This is a genomic window from Streptomyces sp. PH10-H1 (assembly GCF_030063355.1).
Classification (GTDB): Bacteria; Actinomycetota; Actinomycetes; order Streptomycetales; family Streptomycetaceae; genus Actinacidiphila.
Genome location: NZ_JASISZ010000092.1, coordinates 1 through 26,754, shown reverse-complemented (window position 1 = coordinate 26,754; position 26,754 = coordinate 1). Strand labels below are relative to the sequence as shown.

The 26,754-nt window shown below is 69.6% G+C and carries 28 protein-coding genes and 4 pseudogenes; 18 read left to right on the top strand and 14 right to left on the bottom strand.

The annotated features are described in order from the left end of the window. Positions 1 to 575, top strand: a 575-nt coding sequence (locus QMK24_RS35650; protein ID WP_283471014.1) for a sigma-70 family RNA polymerase sigma factor, incomplete at its 5' end; no start/stop codon positions are given. Positions 576 to 857: 282 nt separating this feature from the next. Here QMK24_RS35650 and QMK24_RS35645 read toward each other — a convergent pair. Then, positions 858 to 1,223 carry an STAS domain-containing protein gene (locus tag QMK24_RS35645; protein ID WP_283471013.1) on the bottom strand — a complete coding sequence of 122 codons (366 nt, stop codon included), beginning with the start codon at positions 1,221 to 1,223 and terminating at the stop codon, positions 858 to 860. 122 nt (positions 1,224 to 1,345) lie between these two features. Between QMK24_RS35645 and QMK24_RS35640 the strand changes: the two genes are divergently transcribed. Further along, positions 1,346 to 1,588: a hypothetical protein gene (locus QMK24_RS35640; protein WP_283471012.1), complete on the top strand. Its 243-nt coding sequence runs from the start codon at positions 1,346 to 1,348 to the stop codon at positions 1,586 to 1,588. Then, on the top strand, positions 1,585 to 1,905 hold the full coding sequence (locus QMK24_RS35635) for a type II toxin-antitoxin system PemK/MazF family toxin (protein ID WP_283471011.1): 321 nt from the start codon (positions 1,585 to 1,587) through the stop codon (positions 1,903 to 1,905). The genes QMK24_RS35640 and QMK24_RS35635 overlap by 4 nt, the downstream gene beginning before the upstream one ends. 86 nt (positions 1,906 to 1,991) lie before the next feature. On the opposite strand, the gene QMK24_RS35630 is transcribed toward QMK24_RS35635, so the two are convergent. Then, positions 1,992 to 2,165, bottom strand: a complete 174-nt coding sequence (locus QMK24_RS35630) for a CsbD family protein (protein WP_283471010.1) — start codon at positions 2,163 to 2,165, stop codon at positions 1,992 to 1,994. Between the two features lie 190 nt (positions 2,166 to 2,355). On the opposite strand from QMK24_RS35630, the gene QMK24_RS35625 reads away from it, so the two are divergent. Next, positions 2,356 to 2,526 (top strand): hydrophobic protein, encoded by a 171-nt coding sequence (locus QMK24_RS35625; RefSeq protein ID WP_250988917.1) that lies wholly within the window; start codon positions 2,356 to 2,358, stop codon positions 2,524 to 2,526. Positions 2,527 to 2,761: 235 nt separating this feature from the next. Here the strand turns inward: QMK24_RS35625 and QMK24_RS35620 are convergent, their stop codons facing one another. From QMK24_RS35620 to QMK24_RS35600, 5 genes are all read right to left on the bottom strand, one after another. Further along, a complete protein-coding gene (locus QMK24_RS35620) occupies positions 2,762 to 3,586 on the bottom strand; it encodes an IS3 family transposase (RefSeq protein WP_283471009.1) in 825 nt (274 codons plus the stop codon). Positions 3,587 to 3,653: 67 nt separating this feature from the next. Next, the gene (locus tag QMK24_RS35615) at positions 3,654 to 3,944 is read right to left on the bottom strand and encodes a transposase (RefSeq protein ID WP_283471008.1); all 291 of its coding nucleotides are present in this window, start codon (positions 3,942 to 3,944) and stop codon (positions 3,654 to 3,656) included. Positions 3,945 to 4,233: 289 nt separating this feature from the next. Beyond that, entirely contained in the window at positions 4,234 to 4,566 is a 333-nt protein-coding gene (locus QMK24_RS35610) for a hypothetical protein (protein ID WP_283471007.1), read from the bottom strand. Next, complete coding sequence (locus tag QMK24_RS35605) at positions 4,563 to 5,984, bottom strand: PrsW family glutamic-type intramembrane protease (RefSeq protein WP_283471006.1); 1,422 nt, start codon at positions 5,982 to 5,984, stop codon at positions 4,563 to 4,565. The genes QMK24_RS35610 and QMK24_RS35605 overlap by 4 nt, the downstream gene beginning before the upstream one ends. A gap of 351 nt (positions 5,985 to 6,335) precedes the next feature. Then, positions 6,336 to 8,681: a hypothetical protein gene (locus tag QMK24_RS35600; protein ID WP_283471005.1), complete on the bottom strand. Its 2,346-nt coding sequence runs from the start codon at positions 8,679 to 8,681 to the stop codon at positions 6,336 to 6,338. A gap of 233 nt (positions 8,682 to 8,914) precedes the next feature. Between QMK24_RS35600 and QMK24_RS35595 the strand changes: the two genes are divergently transcribed. After that, entirely contained in the window at positions 8,915 to 9,895 is a 981-nt protein-coding gene (locus QMK24_RS35595) for an AraC-like ligand-binding domain-containing protein (RefSeq protein WP_283471004.1), read from the top strand. A 607-nt stretch (positions 9,896 to 10,502) separates the two neighbouring features. Here QMK24_RS35595 and QMK24_RS35590 read toward each other — a convergent pair. Then, positions 10,503 to 11,144 carry a LysE family translocator gene (locus QMK24_RS35590; protein ID WP_283471003.1) on the bottom strand — a complete coding sequence of 214 codons (642 nt, stop codon included), beginning with the start codon at positions 11,142 to 11,144 and terminating at the stop codon, positions 10,503 to 10,505. 677 nt (positions 11,145 to 11,821) lie between these two features. Then, on the bottom strand, positions 11,822 to 12,277 hold the full coding sequence (locus tag QMK24_RS35585; RefSeq protein ID WP_283471002.1) for a MarR family winged helix-turn-helix transcriptional regulator: 456 nt from the start codon (positions 12,275 to 12,277) through the stop codon (positions 11,822 to 11,824). A 151-nt stretch (positions 12,278 to 12,428) separates the two neighbouring features. Here QMK24_RS35585 and QMK24_RS35580 point away from each other — a divergent pair. The 5 genes and pseudogenes from QMK24_RS35580 to QMK24_RS35560 form a co-directional block, all read left to right on the top strand. Continuing rightward, a pseudogene (locus tag QMK24_RS35580) lies at positions 12,429 to 12,563 on the top strand (DUF1330 domain-containing protein); the annotation flags it as partial. 58 nt (positions 12,564 to 12,621) lie between these two features. Next, positions 12,622 to 13,455, top strand: a pseudogene (locus QMK24_RS35575) (NAD(P)H-binding protein). Between the two features lie 172 nt (positions 13,456 to 13,627). Then, positions 13,628 to 14,488, top strand: a complete 861-nt coding sequence (locus QMK24_RS35570; protein ID WP_283471001.1) for an MBL fold metallo-hydrolase — start codon at positions 13,628 to 13,630, stop codon at positions 14,486 to 14,488. Positions 14,489 to 14,507: 19 nt separating this feature from the next. Then, positions 14,508 to 14,882, top strand: a complete 375-nt coding sequence (locus QMK24_RS35565; protein WP_349307948.1) for a nitroreductase/quinone reductase family protein — start codon at positions 14,508 to 14,510, stop codon at positions 14,880 to 14,882. Then, positions 14,879 to 15,272: pseudogene (locus QMK24_RS35560) on the top strand (DUF1801 domain-containing protein). The gene QMK24_RS35565 and the pseudogene QMK24_RS35560 overlap by 4 nt, the downstream one beginning before the upstream one ends. 133 nt (positions 15,273 to 15,405) lie before the next feature. On the opposite strand, the gene QMK24_RS35555 reads toward QMK24_RS35560, so the two are convergent. Continuing rightward, positions 15,406 to 16,359, bottom strand: a complete 954-nt coding sequence (locus QMK24_RS35555) for a GlxA family transcriptional regulator (protein WP_283471000.1) — start codon at positions 16,357 to 16,359, stop codon at positions 15,406 to 15,408. A gap of 70 nt (positions 16,360 to 16,429) precedes the next feature. Here QMK24_RS35555 and QMK24_RS35550 point away from each other — a divergent pair, with 70 nt between their 5' ends. Together QMK24_RS35550 and QMK24_RS42090 are read left to right on the top strand one after the other, a co-directional pair. After that, positions 16,430 to 16,762, top strand: a complete 333-nt coding sequence (locus tag QMK24_RS35550) for a cupin domain-containing protein (protein ID WP_283470999.1) — start codon at positions 16,430 to 16,432, stop codon at positions 16,760 to 16,762. A gap of 9 nt (positions 16,763 to 16,771) precedes the next feature. Next, a pseudogene (locus QMK24_RS42090) lies at positions 16,772 to 17,110 on the top strand (ATP-binding protein); the annotation flags it as partial. A 189-nt stretch (positions 17,111 to 17,299) separates the two neighbouring features. Here the strand turns inward: QMK24_RS42090 and QMK24_RS35540 are convergent. Both QMK24_RS35540 and QMK24_RS35535 read right to left on the bottom strand, forming a co-directional pair. Then, positions 17,300 to 17,545: a hypothetical protein gene (locus QMK24_RS35540; RefSeq protein WP_283471016.1), complete on the bottom strand. Its 246-nt coding sequence runs from the start codon at positions 17,543 to 17,545 to the stop codon at positions 17,300 to 17,302. A 2-nt stretch (positions 17,546 to 17,547) separates the two neighbouring features. After that, positions 17,548 to 18,033 (bottom strand): lactonase family protein, encoded by a 486-nt coding sequence (locus QMK24_RS35535; protein WP_283470998.1) that lies wholly within the window; start codon positions 18,031 to 18,033, stop codon positions 17,548 to 17,550. A gap of 726 nt (positions 18,034 to 18,759) precedes the next feature. Between QMK24_RS35535 and QMK24_RS35530 the strand changes: the two genes are divergently transcribed. After that, positions 18,760 to 20,346, top strand: a complete 1,587-nt coding sequence (locus tag QMK24_RS35530) for a carboxylesterase/lipase family protein (protein WP_283470997.1) — start codon at positions 18,760 to 18,762, stop codon at positions 20,344 to 20,346. A 228-nt stretch (positions 20,347 to 20,574) separates the two neighbouring features. On the opposite strand, the gene QMK24_RS35525 is transcribed toward QMK24_RS35530, so the two are convergent. Continuing rightward, positions 20,575 to 20,826, bottom strand: coding sequence for a GNAT family N-acetyltransferase (locus QMK24_RS35525; RefSeq protein WP_283470996.1), 252 nt, complete (start codon positions 20,824 to 20,826; stop codon positions 20,575 to 20,577). A 263-nt stretch (positions 20,827 to 21,089) separates the two neighbouring features. Between QMK24_RS35525 and QMK24_RS35520 the strand changes: the two genes are divergently transcribed. Together QMK24_RS35520 and QMK24_RS35515 are read left to right on the top strand one after the other, a co-directional pair. Next, complete coding sequence (locus QMK24_RS35520) at positions 21,090 to 21,680, top strand: helix-turn-helix domain-containing protein (RefSeq protein WP_283470995.1); 591 nt, start codon at positions 21,090 to 21,092, stop codon at positions 21,678 to 21,680. Continuing rightward, positions 21,677 to 22,861 (top strand): MFS transporter, encoded by a 1,185-nt coding sequence (locus QMK24_RS35515; RefSeq protein WP_283470994.1) that lies wholly within the window; start codon positions 21,677 to 21,679, stop codon positions 22,859 to 22,861. The genes QMK24_RS35520 and QMK24_RS35515 overlap by 4 nt, the downstream gene beginning before the upstream one ends. 496 nt (positions 22,862 to 23,357) lie before the next feature. Here QMK24_RS35515 and QMK24_RS35510 read toward each other — a convergent pair whose 3' ends face one another. Next, positions 23,358 to 23,870: an RNA polymerase sigma factor gene (locus QMK24_RS35510; RefSeq protein ID WP_283470993.1), complete on the bottom strand. Its 513-nt coding sequence runs from the start codon at positions 23,868 to 23,870 to the stop codon at positions 23,358 to 23,360. 571 nt (positions 23,871 to 24,441) lie between these two features. Here QMK24_RS35510 and QMK24_RS35505 point away from each other — a divergent pair. The 3 genes from QMK24_RS35505 to QMK24_RS35495 all read left to right on the top strand — a co-directional run bounded on the left by QMK24_RS35505 (position 24,442) and on the right by QMK24_RS35495 (position 26,508). After that, positions 24,442 to 24,642: a hypothetical protein gene (locus tag QMK24_RS35505; protein WP_283470992.1), complete on the top strand. Its 201-nt coding sequence runs from the start codon at positions 24,442 to 24,444 to the stop codon at positions 24,640 to 24,642. Continuing rightward, positions 24,639 to 25,292, top strand: a complete 654-nt coding sequence (locus QMK24_RS35500) for a restriction endonuclease (protein ID WP_283470991.1) — start codon at positions 24,639 to 24,641, stop codon at positions 25,290 to 25,292. The genes QMK24_RS35505 and QMK24_RS35500 overlap by 4 nt, the downstream gene beginning before the upstream one ends. Before the next feature lie 484 nt (positions 25,293 to 25,776). Next, positions 25,777 to 26,508: an ISAs1 family transposase gene (locus tag QMK24_RS35495; protein ID WP_283470990.1), complete on the top strand. Its 732-nt coding sequence runs from the start codon at positions 25,777 to 25,779 to the stop codon at positions 26,506 to 26,508. Positions 26,509 to 26,754: the final 246 nt, after the last annotated feature.

Here is a 26,754-nt window from a genome sequence, read left to right as displayed (position 1 = left end):
AGGCGATCGACCGGTTCGAGCTGTCGCGCGAGGTGGAGTTCACTACCTTCGCCGTCCCCTACATTTCGGGGGAGATCAAGCGGTTCTTCCGCGACACCAGCTGGGCCGTCCACGTGCCGCGCCGGCTTCAGGAACTGCGCCTGGAGCTCGTCAAGGCCACCGAGGAACTGGAGAGCCGACTGGATCGCCGGCCCACCACCACCGAGCTCGCCGAGTTCCTGGAGGTCACCGAGCGGGAGGTCACCGAGGGTCTGGTCGCCGCCAACGGCTACACCGCCGGCACGCTGGACCTGCCGCCCGGTTCCGCTGGTGAGGAGGGCGACAGTGACACGGCGCTGGCCGACCGCCTGGGCGATGTCGACCCGGCCATGGAGGGCGTGGAGAACCTCCTGGCACTCAAGCCCCTGATCGCCCGGCTCAGCGAACGGGACCGGCGGATCCTGCAGATGCGCTTCGGTCAGGAGATGACGCAGGCTGAGATCGGCAAAGAGCTAGGCTACAGCCAGATGCACGTCTCCCGCCTCCTGAACCGCACCCTGGCCCACCTGCGCACGCACCTCCTCACCTCCGCCTGACCCGCCGGTACCTGGTCCCTGGGGGCGGGCGGCACACCCCGTCCTGGGGCCGATCCTCCTGCGCGGGGGGTCGCGAGCCGGGGCCGCGGTGGCCCCGGGCTGTGGGCGGAGCACGGCACGTCCCTGCACGAGCTGCTGCGCATCCCCGCCCGCACCCGGATGCGTCGGCAGCCGCGGCTTCCCGCGTTCTGAGCTGAGACGCGGCAGCTTTTCCACTCTGCGGAACAGCCGCCGTCGCCGAGGGCTGGCGTTGCGCCGTCGGTTGCCGCTCGGCGCGTCCGGTTATTGCGAGGAAGGTGGGAGAAGGCGTTGTCGGGCCTGGTCACGGTTGTCGGCCAGGACGAACACCTGATCGGTGCCGGTGAGTTTCAGGAGGCGGGTCACGGCGGCAGTGAGGTCGGCCAGGACCAGGGTGCCGCCCGCGTCCTCCAGTCGCTGGTGCCAGATGAGCAGGCAGTTCAGACCGGCGGAGTCGCAGAAGGTGAGGCGGCCGCAGTCCAGGACGACCTGCGTGTATCCGGCGTCCGTGAGGGGGGCGACAGCGGCGTCCAGGGTGGCGCGGCTGTCCAGGTCGAGTTCTCCGGAAACCGCCAGCACCGCCAGGCCGCCGGAAGCGGGAAGGAGCGGGCGTACCTGCAGGCGGTCCATGCGGCGGCACTCCTCTCAGGATGATCGTGGGCGCCGGAGGTCGGCGGCGGGCTGAGTATCGCAGAGTGTCGGACGCCAAGCGCTACCAAAATCCGGTTCCGGATTCCGGTACCGTTGGGGATATGCCTGGACTGACGATCACCTTCACCGATGAGGAACTGGCAGCGCTGCGCGAATCGGCCGGCCGGGAGCAGATCTCGATGAAGGCGTACGCGCACGCGACGCTGATGGCCCGGATACAGGACGAGGCGCTGCGCGCCGGCTACCGCCGACTGCGCGCCGAGCTCGACCCGGACCAGGAACAAGCCCTGCGGGAGGCGGCCGGCGCCGCCGCTGGCCGCATCACGGCCGAGGTGGGCGCGTGAAGGCAGAGCAGGAGTATGTCCCGCACCGCGGCGACATCGTCCAGGCACGTGCCGGCGGGCGCACCGACGTGTGGGTGGTGATCTCCAATGACATCCGCAACAGTGAACTCGACAGCTTCCTCGCCGCCCGCGTCCTGGGCGCCGGCGGCTCATCGCCCAGCCGGGTCGCCACCGGCGGCAACGACCCGCTGACCGGCTTCGTCTCCGCCGACCACATCCTGACCCTCTACCGCGACCAGGTCCACGAGGTCGTCGGCACTCTCGCGTCTTCCACCGCGGCCGCTCTCAGCCGGGCGCTGCGCGTGGCCATGCCGTAAGTCGCTGTATCCCGGCTGGCGGACCGGACAGCGCGGGGGCCGCAGCCGTGATCGGCTGCGGCCCCGGGGCCTGAGAATGCCGGCGATCAGTCTTTGAAGACGTCCTTGATGTGCTCGCCGGCCTGCTTCACATCGCTCTTGGCCTGGTCGGCCTTGCCCTCGGCTTCGAGGCGTTCGTTGCCGACGGTCTTACCGGCGGCTTCCTTGATCTTGCCCTTGGCCTTGTCTGCGGTGTTCTCGGCCTTGTCTCCGGTGCCCATGAGGTTTCCTCCAAGATCGGTGCGGGTGGTGCACTCGGCCGCCTACCCAGGCTGCCGGGGTCAATACCTGCCTTTTGCGCCAATTTCGGGGGCGCTTCGTCTGCGGGCCGCACCGGCCGATCGGCCAACGGAAATTCGCGTGAATGAGCGATCCCACCCGGGGTATCCGCTGGTCAGGAGGTTGATAACCATGGGTCCGTTGCTTCTGGTTCTACTGCTCGCGCTGATTTTGTTCGGTGCCGGCTTCGCGTTGAAGATCCTGTGGTGGGTCGCCGTCGTCGTCCTGGTGGTCTGGCTGCTGGGCTTCGTCATGCGGGGCACGCACTCCGGCGGCGGCCGTAGTCGCTGGTATCGCTGGTAGGCGGCCGCACCGCAGCGCATCGCAACTCATCAGGCCCCCGGCACCGCCGGGGGCCTGACCTCTGTTCGCCCACTGCGGACCGCTCGGACCCGCAACACGGCGCCCGATCGGACACGAATCGCCGGGGTGAGCTGGGGGTAGGCGACAGACGCCGGGGGCGGGACGTTGCGGAATTGATGGGCAACCTAAACTGAGGGGCCTCGCGTTTTCCGGACAGTCGCCAGGCAGCTGAAATCTACGCGGCGAGTCGCATGTTGCGATGCTCGAAATAGGCCTCATGCGGCGTCAGATATCCGATCGCCGAGTGAAGTCGCTTGCGATTGTACCAGAATTCGATGTATCTCGTGATGTCCTGTCGGGCCTCTTCTCGCGTGGCATACGTCATACGCGCTACGCGTTCGTTCTTAAGGGCGCCGAAAAATGACTCGGCCATGGCGTTGTCGTAACAGATTCCTGTGCGGCCGGCCGAGCGGCGGAGGTCGAGTTGATCGAGAGTCTTCCCATATTCGGCGGACATGTAGTTGCTGCCGCGGTCGGAGTGGAATATGGCCTTCTTTGCGAGCTTCCGATTGCGTGCCGCATTCCTGATGGAACGAGATATTAGCGGGGTCTGGTAGTTGTCATCCATGGCATAGCCGATCACTTCCTTGGTGCAGCAGTCGATAACGGTCGCCAGATAGAGCCATCCCTCGCCGGTCGGGATATAGGTGATGTCCCCGACCATCTTCTCGCCCGGTTTATCGGCGGTGAAGTTGCGGGCGACGAGGTCAGGGACGGGGAACGGCAGGCCGACCTTGGTCAGGCTGAACCGCTTGGGCTTGGGCTGGCAGGGGACCAGACCGAGCTCTCGCATGAGCTGGCGGACCAGCTCCGCTCCTGCCTGCACGTCCCAGCGGCGAAGCTGGGCGTGCACGCGTCGGTACCCGTATGTGCTGTCGGAATCCTCGAATATCTTTGAAATGAGAACTCTAAGCTCTTCCCGGCGAGTTGCAGTGGCGGATTCCGGCCTGTCACGCCACTCGTAGTAGCTGGAGCGGGAGACATGAAGTTTGGTGCCCATGAATTCGACGGGGAAGGCGTACCCGCAGCGTCGAGCCGCATCTGATCGATGAACTCGAACTTGTCACTTACCGGTGATCCTTGGCGAAGTACGCTGCGGCTTTTTTCAGGAAGCTGTTTTCCATTTCCAGTTCACGGTTGCGTCGCTCGAGTTCCTTGAGGCGCGCGCGTTCCCTCAACGTCAGTTCTGCATCGGCAGACGGCTCCGGCTGGTTCTGATACTTCTTCACCCAACCACGAAGGGTTTCCGAATTGAGGCCGATCTCCCGAGCAACCTCGGTGACCGTCTTACTTGATCTCAGGGCGATTTGGACGGCTTCCTCGCGGAACTCCGGTGAGTACTTGCTGGGCGGTGCCACTGTTGTCTCGCTTCCTTTGAACAGAGATCATATTGGGTCTCTGTCCGGAGACTTCGGGGCACCTCAGTCCCCATGCGCCGTGATTCTCCGGGCACCTGGGAACGAACACCAGCGGATTTCCATACGGCCGGCGGCCAGCTTCGGAGCAGACCGAGGCCGCGCTCGCCGCGGACCCTGGTGACTGGGCCACACCGAGCGGCCGTCAACTGCTGGACGCTATACCCCGCATCCGGGGACTGCGCGGGCGCCCGCGCCACCGGCCCAATCGGCTCTCCGCCGACCGGTGGCGTCAGATGGCGTCGTCATGCCAGGACGGTGTCTCCTCCCGGCCGGCCGCGAAGCCGGCGTCGACGACCGCCAGATCCGCGTCCGTGACGGCCCGCAGCCGGCGCATCGTGAGCATCAGCAATGCCACGGCCGCCAGTGCCAGGAAGGCCCAGACGGCGGCGGAGGCGGTGGCGGCGGCGTGTGTGGGGCAGCCGCCGCTCGGGAGCTCGCGGCCGCCCCGGTAGTTGGGCGCGGCGCACTGCGCGGCTGCACGATCCGGCGTCACCAGTACGAAGGCCGTCGCGAGGAGCGGGGCGAACAGGGCGAGAGGCCGGGCGGTGCGGGATCGTGTCACGACGGGACTCCTTGCTCGGGGCGTGCCGGATGGACGTTCGGACGCATCGCGAAGCCCTTCAACTCCATGACGTGTTCGCGCTGTTGAGCCAGCGGTGCGGCCAACAGGCGTAACTGGCTCTGCTGGAGGCGGATCAGGTGGCGCAGCCCGGCGGTGCCGTCGCGCTGCCACACCCGCAGTTCGAGCAGCAGGCGACGGCGAGGTGACAGCAACAGCTCGGACTCGGCGGGTGTCACGGCGCGGGCGCCGCCCGTGGTCTCGACCGGCAGAGCCGCGCGCAGCTCGGCCGCTTGGTCGCGCAGACCCCGCCGCAGGAGCAGGACACAGATGACCACGAACGGGCCCGTGGCGAGCAGAGTGACCAGCGGCACGCCCAGTAGCACCCCGAGCACTGCGTTGTCGGCGAACAGATCCTTGCGCCACCGGTCGAGCAGCGGCATGGCCGTGTCGAGCAGGAAGTGGCCGCCGAATGCGGCGAGAAGACCTCCCGCGCACGCGGTGAACCGGTCCCGGCGGGTGGTGGCCCTCAACGCCGTACCGAACCCGGCCCCCGCCAGCGCGGTGAAGGCGGTGTGCACGGTCAGCAGTCCTACAACCTGGCGGGTCCAGAACTGGGCGGCTGCTTGGCCGGGTTCGATCTCCGCCACATAGCGGACGGATTCGGTGAGGTTGAAGCCGATGCCCACGGCGGCTCCGAGCACCATTCCGGGCACCAGCCCGTCGGCGTACCGTCGGAAGACGAGGACGAGCAGGGCGACGCCGGCCGCCTTGCCCAGTTCGGCGAAGAGGTCCGCGTTGAGCGCGGACAGTGCCAGGAGCGTGCGGATCGAGCCGCGCGGGTGCTGGAAGTCCATGAGGTATCCGCCCGCGTACCAGGCGAACCACATCTCCATGACGATCGCGAATCCGGCTCCCACCAGCGCGCCCCAGCCGAAGGCGATCAGCGTCAGGCGGGCGGGCAGCCGTAGGTACAGCTGGGCGCGGTGCACGATCAACAGCGCGACGCCGGAGGTCGGCAGGCACAGTAACGCGGTCAACGGGGCACCGGAGAGAGCATCGAGCGCCATCACGGTGTACGGCAGCAGCAGCACGGCCAGGACGGCAGCACGGCAGGCGCGCACGCCGCGCACTCGGCCGGAGCGGTGCGCGGCGTACAGCACCGGAGAGAGCAGCAGGGCGATGCCCCAGCCCGTGTACAGCAGCACTCGGGTCAGCTTCAGCGCGGGCGGCTGGGGCAGCAGATAGATCCGCATCCACGGCAGCGGTGAGTGGATCTCCGGCGCGGCCCAGTACAGCACCTGTGCCGTGGCGAAGGCTGCGGAAAGCACGAGAGCGATGGCCAGGGCGATCCGCCAGGGGCGCCGGAAGGTGTCCGGAGGGGTCTGCGGGGGTGGCGGGGGCGACAGCGGTAGCGTCATCGGGGGCCTCCGAACGGGGTGGAACCGGGGGTGCTGTGGGAAAGCCCGACGGCAGACCAGTGGGGAAGTCCGACGGCAGGTCGGTCGGAAAGTCCGATGGCAGAGCGGTGGGGAAGTCCGACGGCAAGCCGGTTGGGAAATCGGAAGGCAGCGGGAGCGTGCCGGGACGCGAAGGCAGGGTGGGCATCTTCTCCGGCAGCGGTATTGGCGAGTCGGTGGTGAACGCGGCGAGGGTGCCGAGCCCGAGCGCCACCGCCCCGAGTACGCCGACGGCGGCCATGAGCCGGATGTGCGGGCGCTGAGGCGGGCCGGAGGGCTCCGGCGATCCGGGCGGTCGAGGGCCGGGGTGGGTCATCGGGGCCTCCGGGTACGGGACAGGATGCGCGGACCCGAAACGGCCGCGCGGCGCAGAGGGCTGGCGGAACCGGCGGCGCCCAGGCGACGACTGCGCCACCACAGCAGCCCAGCCACCGACACCAGCAGCGCGGGCAGTACGCGGAGCGCAAGGGCGGTGGCGGACAACGCCCCGTCCCCGGCATCCAGGCCCGCGGCCTGTCGTGGCGTGGGCGCGCCGAGCCAGAACGAATCGCCCGGGCCGGGGTTGTCGGAGGCGCGCAGCGAGCGCTTCACGTTCGCGGCGAACGTCGCGGCCGGAGCGTCACGCAGTGGCACCGTGCTCAGGTCGACGCCCCCGTAGGTGTAGGTGGTGACATACTCCGCGTTGCCCTGAGTGGTGTGCCGGGTGACCTTGAACTCGCCCTTGGTGTAGGACTTCACATACTCGTCGAAGGTGTCGGTGGGCTTCCAGGACGTCTTGCCGGGCCAGGCTCTCGCGTCTCCCCGGTCGACCAGGGCGCCGTACGTGGTGTGCCGGGTGCGGCTCAGGTTTCGGTACCACTCGGCGGCCACCCGGGCCAGGTAGACGCGGCGCAGGTCGGCGTAGTCCGGGCCGGTGTTGATGGCCCGCTTCAGTTCGGGCAGCACCAGAGTGCGGTACACCTGCTCGTTGTGCTCCTCGGTGGCCGCTTCCTGGCGGGGGCAACTCTGCCCACGCGTCACGCCACGGGACTTGAGGTACTGGGTATCCATCTTGACGTCGAGCGGCGCGTCGAGGATGTACAGCTTGTCGCCGTCCTGGTGCACGGAGGCGGGCGCGGGCACGATCCAGGTGCGGAACGACAGACACTGCCCCTTGACGCGGTTCCACAACTCCTTGCCGGACCCGGTGTCGGGATGGATCAGCGTGCCTACGGTCTTCTTCATCCGCAGGTCGGCCTGGAGCAGCACGCGGCCGGCGTCGGTGGACCCGAGGCGGGCATCGACGATGCGGTCGGGCTCGTCAGGGTTGAGATTGACCCAGAAGTCGCTGGGGCGCAGCGACAGCCATACGAAGAAGGCGTCCGAGCTGAGGGTGGCAGCGTCCATTCCGGTGCTGGTGCGCGCGTCCCCGCGCAGTGGGTCGCGGCCCGCTTCGAAGGAGTACTGCAGGCCGCTGCCGTCCCCCGGGTCCGCCAGGTAGCGCAGTTCCATCGTAGTGAAGTCGATGCCGCCGGGCGCCGTGGAGGGGCCGCCGGAAAGGATCTGGCCCAGGCCGGTGGACGTGGCGGCGTCGCCTCCCGCCGGGGAGGATTCGCCCGTGCTCTCGTCGCAGGGGCCGGCACGCCGGAACGCCGCGAGGCTCATTTGGGCAGTGCCGGCCGGTGGGCAGGGCTTGCCGATCGGGTCGAGGGGGTGAGCGAAGAGCTGGAGGGCCGCGCTTGCCGTGGAGTTCGGGTGCTGCGTGCCGAGTTTCTTGGCGGCATCCAGCCCCAGTTCGATCTGTTGCCTCGCGGCGGCGGCACGGGTCCGCGTCAGGTTGGTGAATTTCTCTTTGGTCCGCCGTGTCTCCTCCGCGCGCCACTTCGCGCTCTGGTCGGTCCGTTTCCCGACTGCGACGACCTGGCGCTGCTGTTCCGCCGTCTCCTCGACGGACAAGCCGTAGCGCCAGGCGAAGTAGGTCGGCATGTCCTGCGGGTAGAGGCCCGCGCACAGCGGGCACTGCTGTCGCTCCGAGGCACCGAGCACCCGAGCGCTCGGAGGTATCCCGTAGTCCTGGAGGTGACGCTGGATGACGGCCTCCGAATGCTCTCTCGGAACGACCCTCGAGGAGGTCGCTTCCTCCTGTTCCGGAAGGTTCAGCGCGCTCACGGCCAGCAGCTGGGTTACTCCGGCGCCGCGCAGCTTGGTCTCGACGGTCCGGGGTAGGAACGGCGTCACCGAGTCGAGCCGGAGGAGAGAGTTCCGCCAGTAGGCGTGGTCGGCGGAAGGGGCGGCCTTTTCCGTCAGCATCCTCGTCATCGTCAGGGTGGGCAGGCCGACCGGATTGATCAGCTCGACGGCACCGTTGCGGTACGCGTTGAATGCCTCGTCGCGATCGGACTCCAGCCTTCGGTGAAAGTCGAGGCGCATGTCCACGATCGGCAGCAGCAGCGGGTGGAACAGCAGGTTCTTGCCCTGGTACCGCTTGTCCTTGGACAGGTCCGTTCCCGTGGCCGACCCCGGTGGGCGTGGGTCCTTCCCCGGGGATGTGGGCGTGGGCGCGGGCTTTGGGCCGACGGCCGCGGCGGCCGGCACCGCGCCCCCGCCGGCCAGTATCATGACAACAAGCCCCAACGCCGCCGCGCCGCGCCCCAGGCGTCGGCCGAGGTTCAGTCGCATGCCGTTCCTTCCACCGTGCCGTCGGTACGGGCGCCTCGTCCTGTGCGGTCGTGCCCACCCCTCCCGGTGACCCCCGGCATCCCGGGAGGGGGGCAACCAAGATCCTGGCCGAGCGGATTCCGGACTGTCGTTGGCGCCATGCGCACACTGGTTGGCGTGGAACGCACTTCCACATCACCCGCCACTGCAGTTGGCTGAAGTCCCAAGATCCCTTCACCATCGCCGGAGCGGACATGCATCCCCTCGTCTTCGACACCGTCGAGGTCCCCGTAGCGGAAAGGCCCGCCGCATGGGTTGAGACAATGGCGCTGGCCCAGGTCACCCAGCGGGTGAAGTTCCTGGAGACAGCACGGTTCAGTGCCCGGATGGAGATCATGCCGCTGGGCGTGGGACAGTTGTCGACGCTCTCGTACGCCTCGCTCATCGCACAGCGCACACCGCGACTTGTGCGCCAGTCGGACCCGGAGATGTACCACGTGGCCGTGGCAACGGACGGCGAGATCGGCATCGAGCAGAACCGGCAGAGCTCCCTGCTGTGCCGAGGCGACATGGGATTCTTCGATAGCTCGCGCCCCTTCGACACCCAGGCGGGCGAAACACCCGGGCAGGCGCTCCTGTTCCAGTTCCCCAAGAGCCTGTTGCGGTTGCCACACCAGCGGTTCACCGCGCTGTGCGGGCTGTCGCGGCCATGGACGCAGGGAGTGGGGCGGTTGTTCGGACAGTTTCTGGTGGAACTCTCACAGCAGTACCCGCACTGCACCCCGCAGCAGGCGGCGCGCCTCGGGGCGACGGCGGTAGATCTGCTGACGGCGGTCCTGGCCCAGGAGGACGACGCGCCCCGGGACGGCGACGGCGAGTCTCAGCAGCACGGCACGTTCCTGAAGATGAGCGCATTCGTCACCGAGCACCTGGCCGACCCGGACCTGGGCCCCGAGGCCCTGGCCGGCGCGCACCATGTCTCGCTGCGCTATCTGCACCGGGTCTTCCAGGACAACGGCACCACGCCGCGCACCTTCATCCGCGAGCAGCGCCTGGACCGGTGCCGCAGAGATCTGGCCGATCCGGCATTGCGTCATCTGACGATCCACGCGATCGCCACGCGCTGGGGCTACCCCCAACCGGACGCGTTCGCCCGCGCGTTCCGGGCAGCCACGGGGATGTCGGCCAGCGAATACCGGGCCTTGCACGCAGCGCCTCCAGCGCAGGGATCCTGAGCTTCATCAACACGACTGTTCGTTGAGCTTGACTCTGTCGTCAGGCAACGGGTGAGGACCGGCGCCGCGCGCCTCGCGGCCGAGGAAGCCGACCCGTCGGGTCTGGACCACGACCGGTACACTCCCTTGACGCTGTGGCGCAGGGGCTGCTCCCGCGAAGCCTGCTGCACAGCTCACATAGCGGACCTGGCGGAGCGCCACCGACGCGCCGAGGACCGGATTCTCCCTGCTCCGGCCCGCAGACGGGTCCTGGACCTTGTGGCGGCGGAACACCAGTAGCTGAGGCAGCCATGCACGTTGGCCTCTCCCCGGACCACGCACAGCGGCACGGCTCACCGCGACCGCTAAGCAGCTGGCCGTCTGGCGGTGTGCGCGAGGACTGCCGTCCTCGTCGAGCCCAGTCGGCAGGGACGATCTGATCATCTACTTCACCCTCGCCCCGGCCGAACGGGCGTTTTTGGCCTGGTTCCGCCGGGCCCAGAACGTACTCGGCGCGGCCTCATGCTCAAGTTCCCCGAAATCGAGGCCCGGTTCCCGGAGTTCATCGAGGACCTCCGGCGTACCGTCGTGCCGTGTGCGGGCGCCGACCGCTACAGGCGCTGTTCCGTCAGTCCTTGCGGCCGGTCGCCGCGACCGTCACACCCAGCCCGATCATCGCGAGCCCGCCGAGGCCGCCGACCGCGGCCAGCCGCTGCGGCGAGCCGACGAACCAGCCCCGCGCGGTCGCGGCCACCAGCCCCCACGCGCTGTCGGACGCCACCGCGATCACGTTGAACACCAGGCCGAGCAGCAGCATCTGCACCGCCACGTGGCCCTGGTCGCGGTCGACGAACTGCGGGAGCACCGCGGCGAAGAACACGATCGTCTTGGGGTTGGCGACGCCCACGAGGAACCCGTCCCAGAACGTCCGGAAGCTCCCGCGCACCGGCCGCCCGTCCTCGGCGAACGCCGCGGGCAGCGCCTTGCGACGGCGTACCGCCTTGACGCCCAGGTACACCAGGTACGCCGCGCCCACGAGCTTGAGCGTGGTGAAGACCAGCACCGACCGCTCCACGGTCGCGCCGACGCCCAGCGCGACGGCCACCACCAGGGTGTACGCCCCGACAGTGTTCCCGGCAACGGTCGTCAGCGCGGCGCGGCGCCCGTGCGCCAGGGCCCGCCCGACGACGAACAGCACGCTGGGACCCGGGATCACGATGAGCAGGAACGACATGGCCGCGAAGGCGAGCAGACGATCAGGAGACACCATGCGGTGCAGCGTACTGCGCGTACCCGTCGGCAGCCGAGGCCTTTTTCGCATCGAGGGCACGGCAGCCTCACGCGGGCACCGCAGGGCACACGGCAGCCGATGGACGCCGCGTCGCGTGAGGCCCATGACGCGGACCGGGGTGCTGCGAGACCTGGTGACCAACGGGCGGAGGTACGGTCTCGAGCGGCCGCACGAGCTGGCAGCCGATCGTGACCTGCCTGTCTCCGACCTGCTCATGATTGCCGGACCTCCGGTGCCGGCACGGCTGCTGCCACCGGCCCGTGACGGCGAGGCCATGCGCGACATCGGGATGCGCGAGATGCCGTTCGCCGGACTGTCCCGCAGCACGATCAGGGCCATGCTTGGCGGACGCCATCACGCCATCACGCCATCACGCCGTGCAGCCGCTCAAGGCGGTGGCCACGCGCTGATCGGGCACGCTGCGCCCGAGGCGTGGCAGCGCATGTCGTGCGGCGACGGCGCGAAAGGACCGCAGATCTACGACTGGGCGTGCGCCCGTCTGCCCGCTGTCGGGGAGTTCGACGACGCGGAACACCGCCGGGGCCGCTGGGTGCCGGCCCGCCGCAGCCTGGCCGACCTCACCGGGATCGCGTTCGGAGAGCGGACCAGCGGCACACCTGACCTGCGGAATACCGAACCGCTGCTGGAGTACTCGTCTAGTGGGCCTTCTGGTTGGCGTTGCGGAGGTGGCGCAGGATCGCGGTCATCACGGCCACCTCGTCCGGTGCCAGTACGTCCTGGATGTGGCGCTGGCTCGCGGTCAGGGCCAGGGCGCTGCGCCGTCGCGCCTTCGCGAGCCCGTCGTCGGTGAGTGTCACGAGGGTGGCGCGCCGGTCGGTCGGATGCGCGTTGCGGGTGACGAGGCCGCGTTGTTCCATGGTGTCGAGCAGCCGGGTGGTGCGGGTGGTGCTCGTGGCAAGGGCCTGGGTGATGTCCACGGTGCGCAGCGCGTGGCCGGGGGTACGGGCCAGGCGGAACAGCGCGTCCGAGATCGACGCGTCTGTGCCGCCCTGCGGGCTGACCTCGGCGTCGATGTGCGCGGTCACGGCCAGGTACGCCTCGCGGAGCATCCCGTAGGCCTCCCAACGCGGATCGTCGAACAACTCGTCCATCACGGCACTCGCTTGCGGGATAGTCCCGATCGGGAGTAAATTCGGGACAGTCCCGAACGGAACAATCTTGCCATGCTGAAGGTGTGAGTTCCATGGCCGCGTACGCACTGTTCGACAACGTCGAGGTCACTGACCGGACGAGCCGGCCGAGTACTCCGCGCGAGTCCGGGCTGTCGTGGAGCGGTACGGCGGTGGCTACGGCGCAGTCGGCGGCGAGGTGCAGCCTGTCGAGGGCGAGCCGCTGCTGCCCTCGGTGCTGATGGGGTTCCCCGATCTCGCGGCCTAGCCGGACAGGGCAATGCGGAGCCGCTCACATTGATCATCCGACGAAAGGGAGGCCGCTCGTGATCCTCGTGACAGGAGCCACCGGACACATAGGAAGTGCCCTGCTGGCGGAGCTGCACGCATGCGGTGCCGGTCTGCTGCGGGGGCTGACCCGCGACGCCTCACGGGCGGCGTTCCCCGCCGGGGTCGAGGCGGTCGAGGGTGACTTCGCCGACACGGCGTCGCTGAAGCCCGCGTTGGAGGGTGTGCGGTCGCTGTTCCTCGTGTCGCGGCCGGGCTCGGACGCCGAGATCCTCGAGGCCGCCTGACAGGCGGGTGTCGAGCACGTGGTGCTCGTGTAGTCCATCACCGTCCAGACGCATCCGCACCTCGGCCCCGCCGGCGAGAACCTCGCCGTCGAACGGCTACTCAAGGACAGCGGCATGGCCTGGACGATCCTGCGACCAACGCAGTTCGCCTCGAACGCGATGATGTGGGCGGCGTCGATCCGCGACGGGCAGGCGGTCCGCATGCCGTACGCCGACGTAGGCCTGCCCACGATCCACCCCGCGGACATCGCGTCGGTGGCGCGCGTGGCGCTGACCGGGCCCGGCCATCCGGGCCGGACGTACGCCCTGACCGGCCCGGAACGAGTGACGGCCCGTCAGCAGGTGGCCTCCATCGCGGAAGTACTGGGGCGGGACGTGCCCTTCGCGGAGATCAGCCGAGCGGAGGCCCACGCCCAGATGGCCGCGGTCTTCGGGGACGAGGCCGCGGGCGCGGTACTCGACGTGACCGGCGGCGACGTCAACGACGCCCTGCTTCAGGTGCGCGACACGGTCTCGCAGGTCAACGGCTCCCCGGCCAGGCCCTTCCGGCAGTGGGCAGCTGAGCACGCCGCCGCCTTCCGCTGAGGCGCGGAGGCCCGCGGCCGTGGTCGGCGCCGCGGAGCCCCGGAAAGGGCCTTCGGCCCAGTCCCTTCGCCTCGGTGCCTGCACGATGTGGCTTGCCGGGAACAAGCCATCCGGCGGCGGCTGTTGGTCCGGGTACCGTCAACCAGCGGTATTCCTCGTCGGGAGGGCTCTCATGTCGTCGTCGAACATATCGTCTCCGAAGCCGGTCGCGCCGGTCACCGGCCTTCAGTTGCCGATCTGTGCCACCTGCGGTGTGCAGTACGACGCGCCCCGCGCTGACTGCCCGGTCTGTCTGGACGAACGGCAGTACGTCGCCTGGGCGGGCCAACAGTGGACCTCGCTGGCCGAGTTGCGCGCGAGTGGCCGCAGCGGTCGGCTCCGCGAGGAGGGCCCGGGTGTGATCGGGGTCGGCGCGGATCCGTCGGTAGCCGTCGGCCAGCGAGCCCTGTTGATCCGCTCACCCTCCGGCAATGTGTTGTGGGACTGCGTGGGCTACCTCGACGACGACCTGGCCGCCGAGATCGAGAAGCTGGGCGGGATCAGCGCGATCGCCGTCAGTCACCCGCACTTCTACGGTGTCATGACCGAGTGGGGCCGGGTCTTCGGCGCCCCGGTGTACATCCACGCGGCGGACCGCGACTGGGTCGGCCGGCCCGACCCGACGATCGATTACTGGGCCGGCGACACCCACCCGATCGCGCCCGGAATGACGCTGGTCAACGCGGGAACGCACTTCGCCGGTGGCACGGTGCTGCACTGGGCCGACGACCCCGAAGGGCGCGGGGCGCTGTTCAGCGGCGACATCTTCATGGTCGTGATGGACCGCAAGTGGCTCAGCTTCATGTACAGCATCCCCAACTTCATTCCCGAGCGCCCGAGCACGATCCGCCGCGCGCTCGAACTGGTCGAGCCCTTCGACTTCGCCCGCATATACGGCGCGTTCTGGGGACGGGTCGTCGCTGCCGACGGGGCAGCCGCACTGCGGCGCTCCGCGGACCGCTACCTGCGCTTCGCACTCGACGACGGGGCATAGGCCGACGTCCCGCTGACGGCTGGCAACCGGCGCCTGGCTGGTCGTCCGTCGGGCGGGAAGGACCGGCACCCGGACTGGCACCGGCCGCGCCGGCACCCCGGTGACGCCCCACGTGCTCGACGGCGACGAGCGGGAGCAGGCCTGGAGGCGCATCGCCACCGCCCAGCCGTGCTACGAGAAGTACCAGCGCGAGACCGACCGGGAGTACCCGGTGCTCCGACTCACCCCGCGGAGACGCAGACGCTTATTGGGCGCGCGTGCGCCCGTTGTCGGCGAGCGGGATAACGGCCCCTCTCAAAGTCCGACACATCAAGATCGTCAAGGGGGAGATCTGTCAAGAGCGGCCGAGACAGCACGTACCAGGGATTCACGGCCGAAGAGCGGGTCGCGATGAAGGGCCACGCCAAGGAGCAGAAGGCGGCGGCGCGCCGCAGCTCGCGCGCGGACAAGGCGGCGGAGGCGGAGCGGGACGTCCTCGCGAGGATCGCCGAGATGCAGGACTCGGACCGGATCACGGCCGAGCGCGTCCATGCCGTCATCACCGCCGGCGCCCCAGCCCTCGCGCCGAAGCTCTCGTACGGGATGCCCGCACAAACTGGACGGCAGGGTCGTCTGATTCTTCCAGAGCGCGGAGAAGTTCAAGGCCCGGTACGCGACGCTCGGGTTCAGCGACCTGGCGAAGCTGGACGAGGGCCCGATGCGGGCAGCCGCCTTCGCCCTGACCGAGGTGACCGCCGAGGTGGAGACGCGGATCGGCGCGCTCGTGAAGCAGGCGGTGAGCTGAGGCGCGCCTGGTGACCGGGCTGGGCCTGCGGCTTGCCGTACGGGCTTCGGCGGCCTGGCCTAGCCTGGCCGCACCGGCACCAGTTTGCTCGTAACGGGTGAGGCCGGTGCGCGTGTTCACTGGTTGAAGCCTCCTACTGGGCTTCGCCGAAGGCTCGCCGGTATGCGCCGGGGGTGGTGCCGATGGCGGCCCGGAAGCGGTGGCGCAGGTTGACCGCGGAGGCGAGGCCGACCCGCGTCGCGATGGCCTCCACCGGCAGGTCGGTCTGTTCCAGCAGAACCCGTGCCGCCTCGATGCGTTGGCGGAGCAGCCACCGGCCGGGGCTGGTGCCGAGTTGTTGAGTGAAGCGTCGGGCCAGGGTTCGACTCGACAGTCCGGCGTGCTCGGCGAGCCGGTCGAGGGTCAGCCGGGCGTCGAGCCGGGAGGAGGCCCATTCCAGCAGGGGTGCCAGTGACCCGTCTGCCCTGGCAGGGGCGGGCTGCACGGCGTACTGGAGTTGGCTGCCCTCCCGGTGTGGCGGCAGCACCATGCTCCGGGCTATCTGAGCGGCGTACGCCGCGCCGTGGTCGGAGCGTACGAGGTGCAGGCACAGGTCGATGCCGGCACCGGTCCCCGCGCTGGTCGCCACGTCGCCGTGGTCCACGTACAGCACGTCCGGGTCCACCTCGACCTCGGAGAAGGCCGCGGCGAGTTGGTCGGTGCGGCACCAGTGGGTGGTGGCGCGGCGGCCGTCGAGCAGTCCGGCCCGGGCCAGCAGGAACGCTCCGGTACAAATGGCGACGATCCTGGCCCCGCGGCGGTGCGCACCCCGGAGCGCGGCCAGGACGGCCGGCGACACCGGGGCGCCCGGCGGCTGCCAGCCCGGGACGACGACGGTGTCCGCCTTCTCCAGGGCGGCCAGCCCGGCGTCGACGAGCATCGAGTATCCGACGGTCGTCGCCACGGGCCCGGGGCGCTCGGTGCACACCCGGAAGTCGTAGCGCACCGGTACTCCCGTCCGGACGGTGCCGAAGACCTCGGCAGCACAGGCAAGCTCGAAGGGCGACTGGGGCTGGTTCACCAGGGCGACCACGCGGTGACGGCTCATGGCAGGAATATACCCATGGATGTCTTCCTGGACTCTCGAACCGAGAGTCGGCCTGCACCACAGTGGCCTCATGAGCGAAACGAATGGAACTACAGCGCTGAAGACCACCGTCCAGGTCGAGGAGGTCGAACCGGTCGAGGTCGTGCCCGGGATCGTGCGCCGCAGGCTGCCGATGACCGAGTACGCCCGCGGCTGGCTGATCGACTTCGCCCCGGGAGCCGAGTGGCCGGAGGTCGACGTACACGCCACCGAGGAGCGTTACTACGTGCTCAGCGGCGAGGTGATCGAGGGGGAGGAGCGCCACGGACCCGGTACGTACGTGGTATTCGCGCCGGGCAGCCGCCATCGGCCCCGTACCGAGACAGGCGCGCGGATGCTCGGGATCACGGTGGTGCCCCGCTGACCCACCGGCTTGTACCTGAGGTGGACAGCCTCCCCCGGCAGGGGGAGTGCGGGGTCGTGCTGCTGCCGGATCCGCAGCAGGTGCCCGCTCGGCAAGACTCCGTGTATCGAGTTCCGCGGCCGCCCCACGGTGCTGGACATCCGCCATAACCTGTTCAACGTGCTCGGGCTGCCCGGCTCGCCGCCCCGGCAGCCCACCGCGTTCGACACACTGTTGAAGGACGTTCTCGCTGAGGAATTCCGGGTCCTGGTCTGTGATGAGGCCCAGTGGCTGCGGGAGGAGTCGTTCGAGTACTTCCGGCACCTGTTCGACGACCTCTACACCGACATCGCGGTCGTGTTCGTCGGCGGCGGCAATACCTACCAGGTCCTCAGCCGCAAGGACATGCTCGCTTCCCGGGTCCACATCTGGCAGGAGTTCAGGCCCCTGACCCGCGTGGAGGTTCTGACCACCATCCCCGCCTACCACCCGGTGTGGCAGACAGCGGATCCGGACGACCTGCTGTACGCAGACGATGTCGCCGCCCACGGCGGTGATTCAGCAGGTCGCAGCCTGGCCGGTGAGCGCGTCGGCGGTCTGCATGACCGTGCCGTCGCGGTGGACGTGGACGGTGGCGACGGCGTTCGGGCCGGCCTGGGTGACGAAGAGGTCGTGCTTGCCCCGAGAGACGAAGCCGAACGGCACGGCGCCCGGCTGGACGGTGACGACCGGCTTCTGGACAGGGGCGCCGGAGTGCTTCAGATCGAACACGTCGATGCTGTTGCCGTTGGCCTTGGTGGTCACGATCAGCTGGGTGCTGTCGCCGGTGAAGCCGACCTGCCGGGGGTGTTCACGAACTGGGGGGTGGCCTTCGGGTCGAGACCCAGGCAGCGGTTCCAGTCCGCGTGCGACCGCAGGCGTCCGCCCTCGACGGTGAAGCCCTGGATCGAGCCGCCGTTCAGGGTGTTGAGGACATAGACGACGTCGTCGTGGACGGCGACGCTGACCGGGAAGCGGCCGCCCGAGGCCACGACCTGGCGCCGTTCGAGGCGGTCGCCGTCGACGGAGAACACGGTGACGGTGTTGCTGCCCGCGTTCACCGCGTACAGCAGGGCATGCCGGGGGTCGTAGGTCAGGGAACCCTGTGACGCGAGGTGGTCGGCGACCGCACCATCCAGCGCGCCACCGAGACCGCCGGTGTTGTAGACACCGGCCTGGGCCAAGCGCCCGTCCGCGCCGCGGTGGTAGGCGACGACCTGGTTGCCCGCCGTGTTGTCGGTCTGCGCGAACACGGCAGGACGCCCGCCGTGGCCGTGGCCACCGCTCTCGTCGGCGGAGAGGACGGAGCGGACACGGCTACGGCCGCGAGCGCGGTCGCGACGGCGAGACCGAGACGGGTGATCTTCTGCACGGTGGAATTCCTCCTGGGATACTGGCTGGTCGTCCTGCTCGGATACTCGAGCCCTCGGCCGGGCTACCGGCAGGTGGGCCGCGCATCCGGCGGGCGCCGCAGCGGCACCCGCGCAGCGAAGGATATGTGATGTCATGTTCGATAACTTGGAGGTTTCGGCGCGTCGCTTCCAGGCTGTCCGGTGCGCACCAACCCCGTGCGAGTCACCGTCGGCACTCTTGCGGATTGTCGGACTTGGGGCGGCGGTGGCGGCGCCTTCGGCCTTGGCCTGTACGAGTTCGGCGACCGCGGCGGTGTGCCGGTCCTCTTGCTAGGTCATGTCCGCCTCGCCCGGTGCGTCGATCGGGGCGACGCCTGCATGCCGCCGTCGAGGTAGGCCAAGGCTGGATAGGCAGTCCCTGTTCGACGTGTGCGGGGACGGCGGTCGACAGGACGGGCCGCGGGTTGCGAGCGGCCTCACGCCTCGATTATTCATGTCGGAAATCTGGCCGTAGTCGAAATTGCGCGATAGTCTCCGCGTCGAGTGCTGACACGTGTCAATTGATCGCCTCACCCCTGGAGGGCCACCGTGGGCCGAAGGCTCGAACGCCTGCGTCACGCAAGAAGCATGCTGCTGGTGCTCGCCCTGTTGATCACGGGCCTGGCCGGCGCTTCGTCCCCCGCCTTTGCCACGCGAGGCGGTGCCACGACCCAGGTCGTGCGGACCGACCGAGGAGCGGTCGGCGGCATGGTCTCCGGCGACCACCGAGTGTTCAATGGGATCCCCTACGCGGCGCCGCCGGTGGGCGCGTTGCGCTGGCAGGCTTCCCGGCCGGCCGCGCCGTGGCGCGGCGTGCGGGACGCCACCGCGACCGCGAGTGCCTGCGCCCAGCTCCCGACCGACGGTGGCACGCAGGTCGTGGGCGCGGAGGACTGCCTGTACCTCAACGTCACGACGCCGCTGGGACGCAGTGGTCAGGCGCCGCACGGGCGGCCGGTGGTGGTGTGGTTCCACGGCGGTGCGTTCGTGTTCGGGACCGGAGCTGAGTTCCCGGCCGGGCGGATGGCCTCGATGGGCGATGTCGTCGTGGTGACCGTCAATTACCGCCTCGGTGTCTTCGGGTTCCTCGCCCACCCCGGACTCGATGCACCCGGCGCCGCCTCGGGCGATTACGCCCTGATGGACCAGCAGGCCGCGTTGCGCTGGGTGCAGCGCAACGCCGCGGCCTTCGGCGGCGATCCGGGGAACGTGACCATCGCGGGCCAGTCCGCCGGCGCGGTCAGCGTGTGCGCGCACCTCGTCTCACCCACCGCGCGCGGGCTGTTCCAAAGGGCCATCGAGCAGTCCGGCGCGTGCCGCGACCCATTCCCCACCCACCAGAGCGCCGCGCAGGCCGGCGTCGCCACCGCAACAGCCGCAGGCTGCGCCGGCACGGCACGCGCCGCAGCGTGTCTGCGCGGCAAGTCCACCGCCGAGCTGCTCGCCCAGCAGGGGCCGCCCATCGGTCGATGGGTGCCCAGCCTGGACGGCAACGTGCTGACCCAGCAGCCTCAGAACGCCATACGCACCGGCCGCTGGAACCGGGTCCCTGTCCTCATCGGCGGCACCCGCGACGAGATGAACTTCTACGCGGCCCTGTTCTACGACCTGTCGGGCCAACCGGTCACCACCGAGCAGTACCCGCAGCTGCTGCGCGAGGTCTACGGCACCGACACCGACAAGGTGCTCGCCCAGTACCCGCTCGCCGCGTACCGCACGCCGACCCTCGCGCTGTTCGCCGCGCAGACCGACTGCGGGCCCTCGGTGTCCTGGTGCCAGAACCTCGACACCGCGACGTTCTATCGAACCCAAGGGCATGTACCGGTCTACGCCTATGAGTTCGCCGACCCGCAAGCGCCGTTCCTGTACCCGCTCCCGCCGATCCCCGGCTATGGCGCCACCCACGCCTCGGAATTGGCCTACCTCTTCGACCAGCCGACCACGCTCACCCCCGAACAGCGCGCCTTGGGAGACAAGATGATCCGCTACTGGACGCGCTTCGCGACGACCGGCGACCCGAACGCCCACGCACTTCCCGCCTGGCCGAAATACCGGACCCCGCGCGACGTATTGGTCCTCGCACCCGGAACCGGGGGCATACGCACCGCCGACGCCGCCGCCGAACACCACTACGCCTTCTGGACCAGCCTCGGCCCGGCGGGGGGACGTGCCTGACCAACCGTCAACGCGGGCCGCGTCGGAGCACCACCAGCCGATGCGGCCCGCACGCAGTCAAGTCGACCGGCTGTACCCGCGACCCGCGAGCACTCTCTGGCGGCCAAGGCCTGGGCCAGGGAGGTGTGGTGGCGTTGCCGGTCGACGGCCCACCCGAGCTCGTGCTCCCGTCGGCCTGTCCTGTGGGGGCGTGGCAGACGCGTGTGAGGTGGCCCTGAGCGGGCCGCCTCAGGTCAGGGGCAGCTGCATGATGGTCAGGTCGAGCCATCGGCCGAACTTGGTGCCGACCTGCGGTACCGTGCCGACGTGGCGGAACCCGAACCGTTCGTGCAGACGGATGGATGCGGTGTTCTCGGCTTCGATGCCGGCGACCGCGACGTGGTGGCCGGCATCGCGCGCAGAGGCGATGAGCGCAGCCAGCAGCGCGGAGCCGATGCCGAGCCCGTGCATGCCTTCGCGGACGTAGACGGAGTCCTCCACGGTGTGGCGGTACCCGTCCTTCTCCCGCCACGGACCGTACCGCGAACCCGGCCGCCTCGCCCTCCACCTCGGCCACGAACGCCGAGCCGCGCGCCAGGTGGGCGGCGAGCCAGGCCGCGCCTTCGGTCGGGGACTGCAGGGTGTCCGTCCACAGGGCCGTCGAGTGTTCGATCGCATGGTTGCGGATCGCGCGGATGACCTCCGCGTCTCCAGGGAGCGCCCGGCGAACCGTCACCTTCTCGTTTCTCCCATATATTGGATTCATGTCCAACATAGTAGACCCTTTGGTGGCCCGGATCGCAGCCCGTGTCCACACCGAACGGGAACGCCGTCGGTGGACCCTGGCCCAGCTTGCGGACGCCTCCGGCGTCTCCCAGGCCATGATCAGTCGGATCGAGCGCGGCGAGAGCAGCCCCACCGCCGTGGTCCTGGGCAAGCTGTCGGCGGCCTTCCAGCTCAGCATCGCCTCCTTGCTGACCCTCGCCGAAGCAACGCAGGACGACGCGACAGGAACCGGGGGAGTACACCGCCAGGCCGACGCGGCCGAGTGGCGCGACCCAGCCACCGGCTACCGGCGCCGCCAGATCACCGGCCCGCAGTTTCCCGCGGAGATCGCTGAGATCCACCTGCCCCCGGGAGCTCGCGTGCCCTATCCGGCCGCCGCCTTCGCCTTCGTACGACAGGTCGTCTGGGTCCTCGACGGCCACCTGACCTTCCACGACGGAGACACCGTCCACGAACTCGACGGGGGCGACACCATCGAACTCGGCGAGCCCACCGAGCGCGTCTTTGCCAACACCACCGACACCGAGTGTCGCTACGCCGTCATCCTCGCCCGGGGCACACGGCCATGACCGGCGCCCTTCCCCGGGGCGCCACGTTCCTGCTCGCCGCCATAGCCGGAACGGCGATCGCGAACAATTACGCCATCCAGCCCGCGCTCACCGCGGTCGCCACCGACCTGGACGTCCCGCTCTCCGTGATCGGCCTCGTGCCGACCGCCGCGCTCACCGGCTGCGTGGCCGGCTTCGCCTTCCTGCTGCCCCTCACGGACCGCCTCGCCCCCAGCCGCCTGATCGCCGCTCAACTCGCCGCCCTCGCCGCCGCCCTCACCCTCGCCGCCGCCGCGCCCGGCGCGGTCGTGCTCCTGGCCGCCTACCTGCTCATCGGCGCGGCCGCCAGCGTCGCGGCGCAGGCCGGCAACATCGCGGGCCGCCACGCCCCGACCGGGCGGGGAACCGGCGTCGCCACCGTGGCCGCGGGCATGTCGGCCGGTATCCTGCTCAGCCGCCTGGCCGGGGGAGCACTCACCGACCTCCTCGGCTGGCGGCGGATGCTGCTCGTCTTCGCCGCCCTCGCCCTGCTCGGTGCGCTCGCCGCCGCGATGCTCCTGCCCCGGCAGCGGTCCTCCTCCCGCAACAGCTACCTCGCCACACTCGCCTCGCTTCCCCCGCTCCTGCGCCACCACCCGCAGCTGCGCCGAGCCGTGGCCGCCGGCGGGCTGTGGTACTTCGCCTTCAACCTCATCTGGGTCGCCCTCACCCTCGACCTGGCCAAGCCGCCGCACTCTCTCGGCCCGACAGCCATCGGCCTGTACAGCCTCGCCGGCATCCTCGGCTTCGCCGTACTCCCCTTCGCCGGACGTCTCGCAGACCGGTACACCCCGTACACCTTGATCACCGCTGCCCTGCTGGCCGCCGCGGCAGGCACCGCCCTGCTGGCCACCGGCCTGAACACTCCGCCGGTCGCAGCGATCGGACTCGCCCTCTTCGACGCCGGCTGCTTCGCCGCCCAGGCCGCCAACCAGAGCCGCATCATCGCCCTCGACCCCGGGCGCTCGGGCAGTCTCAGCAGCGTCTACCTCGTGCTCTACTTCACGATCGGCGCCATCGGCACCAGCCTCGCCGCCCCCCTGCTCAACACCCTCGGCTGGCAGGGCACCACCCTGACCGCCCTCACCGCTCTCCTCCTGGCCGCCGCCCTCGGACACACCGGCAGCCGGCAGACCTGCCGAGCAGCTCGGCACATGGGCTGAGTACACCATCGCGCGAGCGCTTCCATTTGTCCGGATACCGCACGCCTTGAAGCGACAGGACATCCGCTCGCGGGACGCGGCCTCGGCGAGGTCGGGGAACTGGCTGAGGAGGGTGGGCAGCCAGAGTATCCGGCATGCCTGCTCGATGGCGGCGGTCCGCCAGGCCCGACAGCCTCGGTCGGCCCGCCGAGGGGTCATGGCGGGCAGGGTCCCCGGGCACGGGAAATGAGCGGTTCGATCACTTGTGGTGACTCCTTCACCTGCCCCACGCCCGTGAGGCACGGACTCTGGAACGGCACTCAGTCTGCGGCAGCCCGCTCCTTGGCAGGGCGCCTGCGCCGCGGCCCCTCGGTGAGTGACGGGGGCTGGGTGCCGAGAGGTCCGTCCCGCCGCGTTGTCGGGCGGCCCGGCAGTTGACAGGGGCCGACTGGCGACCCGCCGATGGTCCGGGCGGCGCGTCAACGATCCTTCCAACCGGCGTTTCGCAGTGTGGGTTTCACATCTGCCGGGACAGTTCGGACGCGACCTCGACCGCGATCTCGATCGCTCGGGCTGCCAGGGGAGAGGGGCTGCGTCCCGTCCGCCAGTGCAGGCAGATCTCGCGGGGCGGTAGCGGCGGTTGCAGCTCGTGGACGCGGAGCTCCATGCGGATCGGGACCTGGTCGATGTCCTCGTTGGTCATGCCGGCGAACGGGCGCACGGTGGGCTCGAAGGCGAGGCCCGCCGGTGAGCACGGGCGGCGGTCGCGCTTGCGCAGCGTGTCCGCGATCTCGTCCTTGAGGATCTTCATGCCGAACGCCGCGGTGCTCTCGCTGGCCAGGGCGTCGTCCCACCGCTTGAAGATCTTGAACAGCGCGACGTTGGCGACCTCACGGGCATCCTCGTGGGAACCCAGCTTGAGGTACGCGGTCTTCACGTAGATGTCGCGCTTGCCGAGCACGAACGACTCGCACACCACCGACGGGTGTTCCTCGATGGCCGTGGGCAGCACGGCGCGGCTGGCGTTCACCACAGATCCCACGGCACGCGGGCCGGGACGGGATGGAGCGGGTGGTGCTGAGCTGCGCGCATCGGGCCCGTGCCCCCGGTGCGGTGCGCGGGCGGCGTCATGCCGTCGGACATCACTCGTTACCTTTCGGAACGCCGCCGGGTATCCCCTTCCCCGGGAGAGCGCAATCGGCCCTCACCCCTGATGCCGTCGCAGGAACCCCAAACGTCTAGTCGAGAACCCGAAAATATTGACGGAACGTCACAACAAGATCGCAACACGTGTTTGTTTCTCGCACACTTGGCTGATTTGCTCCTGCATGCCGCCCCTGACGTCCGGGCGCTGGTGTGGCGAACAGTGAAGCCGTTCTCCTGCTCTCCGCGGAGGCCGCCACAAAAACTGGCGTGATTTCCGCCCCTGGACGCCGGGCCTCCGGGACGGTCCCCAGGTCGCAGCGCCGCGTGCGTCATCACCAGCGTGGCTGGAATGCCGTCTTTGCCGGATGATCCACTGTTTTCTGTCGGTTGCTGCTGCTTCTCTCGGAGGGAGAACCGGACCGCACCGGGCGGCCGGCTCGTGGATGGGGACTCCGATGCCCGAAGGCAAGCACTACCGGCGCGGCCACTGGGTCAACAACTCAACCCGTGGGGCGAAGAGCAGCGGCAAGTGGATCGGCTTCGCGGTCGCGGCCGTCCTGGGGTGGGGGCTGCTGCACGGCGGCTTCAGCACCACAACGGACACCAACAGCACCCCGACACCCACGCCGACCGTCTCCCAGCCGGCCGCCCGGTGACCCGCCGCCCGGCGCGGTGGCGGACCCTGCTGCCTCGGCCGCCGCGCCACCGCAACGAACGGATCGCCGCGGGCATCGCCGCCCTGTTCGGCTTCCTGATCGTGCTGCAGCTGGCCCGCGCCGCGCTCGGGGCCCTGCTGCAAGCCTGGTACGTCCTGCCGGCCCTGGCCGCCGCGGCGGCTGCCGTATGCGTGGTGCTGTGGGTGCGGCGCAGGGCCGCCGGCCGGGCTCGTGCCCTGCGGTTGAAGGACCTGCGGCTGACCCTGGCGGACCTGGACGCCCTGGACCCGACGCAGTTCGAGTTGGCGGTGCGGGATCTGATGATCCGTGACGGGATTACCGCCCGGCACGTCGGGCAGCGCGGCGACCAGGCCGCCGACGCGGTCGGTAGGGACACCGCCGGGTGGATGTTCGTCGCGCAGTGCAAGCACACCACCGTCGCGGGCCGGGTGGTCTCGCGCACCATGTACGAGGTGAAGGGCACCGCCGGCCCCGTCCACGGCGCCGACATCGCCTTCGTCGTCACCAACGGCGGCTTCACCCGCGACGCCAAGACCTGGGGCGAGACCAACCTCATCCACTGGCTCGACCGCGACAAGCTCCGCCTGTGGGCAGAACACGGCACCTCGTACTACAGCCGGAGATCTTGAGGGTGGGTGATGGGTGGGATCGGCTGGTGATCTGCCATCGGCCGCCGGCCCGGGCAATGATCTCGCTGATCGTGGCGTCGGCGGGGGCGTGGCCGAGGAAGTAGGCGATCTCGCGGCGCAGTTCATTGTCCTTGCCCCGCCGGTTGGGGTGCGGGGACCGGCGCAGGACAAGCCAGTGCGCGTGCCCCTCGGCCGGGGACTCGTCCTTCTCTCGACGGCGAAGGCGGTCCAGTCGTAGAGCCTCTCGCCCTGGGAGCCGAAGCCGCAGGAGCGACGTTCCCACTGGTCACGGGCCTTCGCGTAGTGAAGGAGATCCTCGGCTCGCTTCACGGCCGGCTGGCGCTTCTTGCCGGGCGCGCTGCTGGAGGAGGCCGCCGCGCGGGAACCGACGAAGCCGGAAGCCGGAGACGTGGGGGTGGGGTTGGTCGCGTGGGCGGCGGACGGCAAGGCGCTGCGGGGTGCGTAGGACGAGGACGGCAAGGCGGTGCGGCTGTTGGCGTTCATGGAGCACGGTCGGCAACTGGTGCTGGGGCAGGTGCAGATGGAGAGGAAGAGCAACGAGATCCCGGCCTTCTACGAGTTGTTGGACCAGGTGGGGAGGCAGGCGAAGGGGGTGGTGTTCACCGCGGACGCGCTCCACACGCAGCGCGAGCACGCCCGGGTGCTGCACGGGCTCGGCGCGGACTTTGTGTTCCAGGTGAAGGGCAATCAGCCCAGGTTGTTCACCGCGTTGGACGCGCTGGACTGGGGCCGGGTGCCGATCGGCTACGAGGAGACCGTACGTGGGCACGGCCGCAGTGTGCGGCGCACGATGCAGGTCCTGTCCGCACCTGAGGACCTGCCGTTTCCGCATGTCAGCCAGGTCTTCCTGTGCGAACGCTACGTCAGCGACCTGCAGGGGAAGCAGGTGAGCGCGGTGGCGATCCTGGGCGTCACCAGCGTGAGCCCCGAGCGGGCCGGTGCCGCCGAGCTCTCGCATCTGTGCTCGGGCCAGTGGCAGCTTGAAGTGCTGCACTTCGTACGGGACACGCTCTACGCCGAGGACGCCTCACGCGTGCGCACCCGCTCCGGCCCCCGTGTCATGGCCGCCCTGCGTAACCTCGCCGTCGGCGCACACCGCCTCGCCGGCCGCAGCGGGATCACCGAAGCCACCCGCTGGGCCAGCCGCGCCATGTACCGACCGTTCGACATCCTCGGACTCCCGCATGGATCTTGAAACGGCCGTGCCCCGCAGGGCGACTTCGAAGGGCCATTCCTTCATCGGTCACGCAGCACTGCTTCAAGCAACTCGTCCTACATCGAATTCCCCTCGCATTCAGGACACACTGGAACAAGATCCAATGCCGTTAGGTTAAGAGTTCGGGTGGGGTGGTATGAGCGTGGGGGTGCGGGGTGGTGTGGGAGCTTGCCGGTCGTCGGGTTTCTTGATGCGGTAGCGGGAGATGATGCGTTTGATGGCGCG

Coding starts and splice junctions, on each gene's coding strand:
- QMK24_RS35515 (WP_283470994.1), top strand. CDS start 21,677: ATGACCGGCGCCCTTCCCCGGGGCGCCACGTTCCTGCTCGCCGCCATA.
- QMK24_RS35520 (WP_283470995.1), top strand. CDS start 21,090: ATGTCCAACATAGTAGACCCTTTGGTGGCCCGGATCGCAGCCCGTGTC.
- QMK24_RS35570 (WP_283471001.1), top strand. CDS start 13,628: ATGTCGTCGTCGAACATATCGTCTCCGAAGCCGGTCGCGCCGGTCACC.
- QMK24_RS35555 (WP_283471000.1), bottom strand. CDS start 16,359: ATGAGCCGTCACCGCGTGGTCGCCCTGGTGAACCAGCCCCAGTCGCCC.
- QMK24_RS35620 (WP_283471009.1), bottom strand. CDS start 3,586: ATGGGCACCAAACTTCATGTCTCCCGCTCCAGCTACTACGAGTGGCGT.
- QMK24_RS35590 (WP_283471003.1), bottom strand. CDS start 11,144: ATGGTGTCTCCTGATCGTCTGCTCGCCTTCGCGGCCATGTCGTTCCTG.
- QMK24_RS35640 (WP_283471012.1), top strand. CDS start 1,346: ATGCCTGGACTGACGATCACCTTCACCGATGAGGAACTGGCAGCGCTG.
- QMK24_RS35595 (WP_283471004.1), top strand. CDS start 8,915: ATGCATCCCCTCGTCTTCGACACCGTCGAGGTCCCCGTAGCGGAAAGG.
- QMK24_RS35600 (WP_283471005.1), bottom strand. CDS start 8,681: ATGCGACTGAACCTCGGCCGACGCCTGGGGCGCGGCGCGGCGGCGTTG.
- QMK24_RS35645 (WP_283471013.1), bottom strand. CDS start 1,223: ATGGACCGCCTGCAGGTACGCCCGCTCCTTCCCGCTTCCGGCGGCCTG.
- QMK24_RS35585 (WP_283471002.1), bottom strand. CDS start 12,277: ATGGACGAGTTGTTCGACGATCCGCGTTGGGAGGCCTACGGGATGCTC.
- QMK24_RS35605 (WP_283471006.1), bottom strand. CDS start 5,984: ATGACGCTACCGCTGTCGCCCCCGCCACCCCCGCAGACCCCTCCGGAC.
- QMK24_RS35505 (WP_283470992.1), top strand. CDS start 24,442: ATGCCCGAAGGCAAGCACTACCGGCGCGGCCACTGGGTCAACAACTCA.
- QMK24_RS35530 (WP_283470997.1), top strand. CDS start 18,760: ATGCTGCTGGTGCTCGCCCTGTTGATCACGGGCCTGGCCGGCGCTTCG.
- QMK24_RS35630 (WP_283471010.1), bottom strand. CDS start 2,165: ATGGGCACCGGAGACAAGGCCGAGAACACCGCAGACAAGGCCAAGGGC.
- QMK24_RS35625 (WP_250988917.1), top strand. CDS start 2,356: ATGGGTCCGTTGCTTCTGGTTCTACTGCTCGCGCTGATTTTGTTCGGT.
- QMK24_RS35550 (WP_283470999.1), top strand. CDS start 16,430: ATGAGCGAAACGAATGGAACTACAGCGCTGAAGACCACCGTCCAGGTC.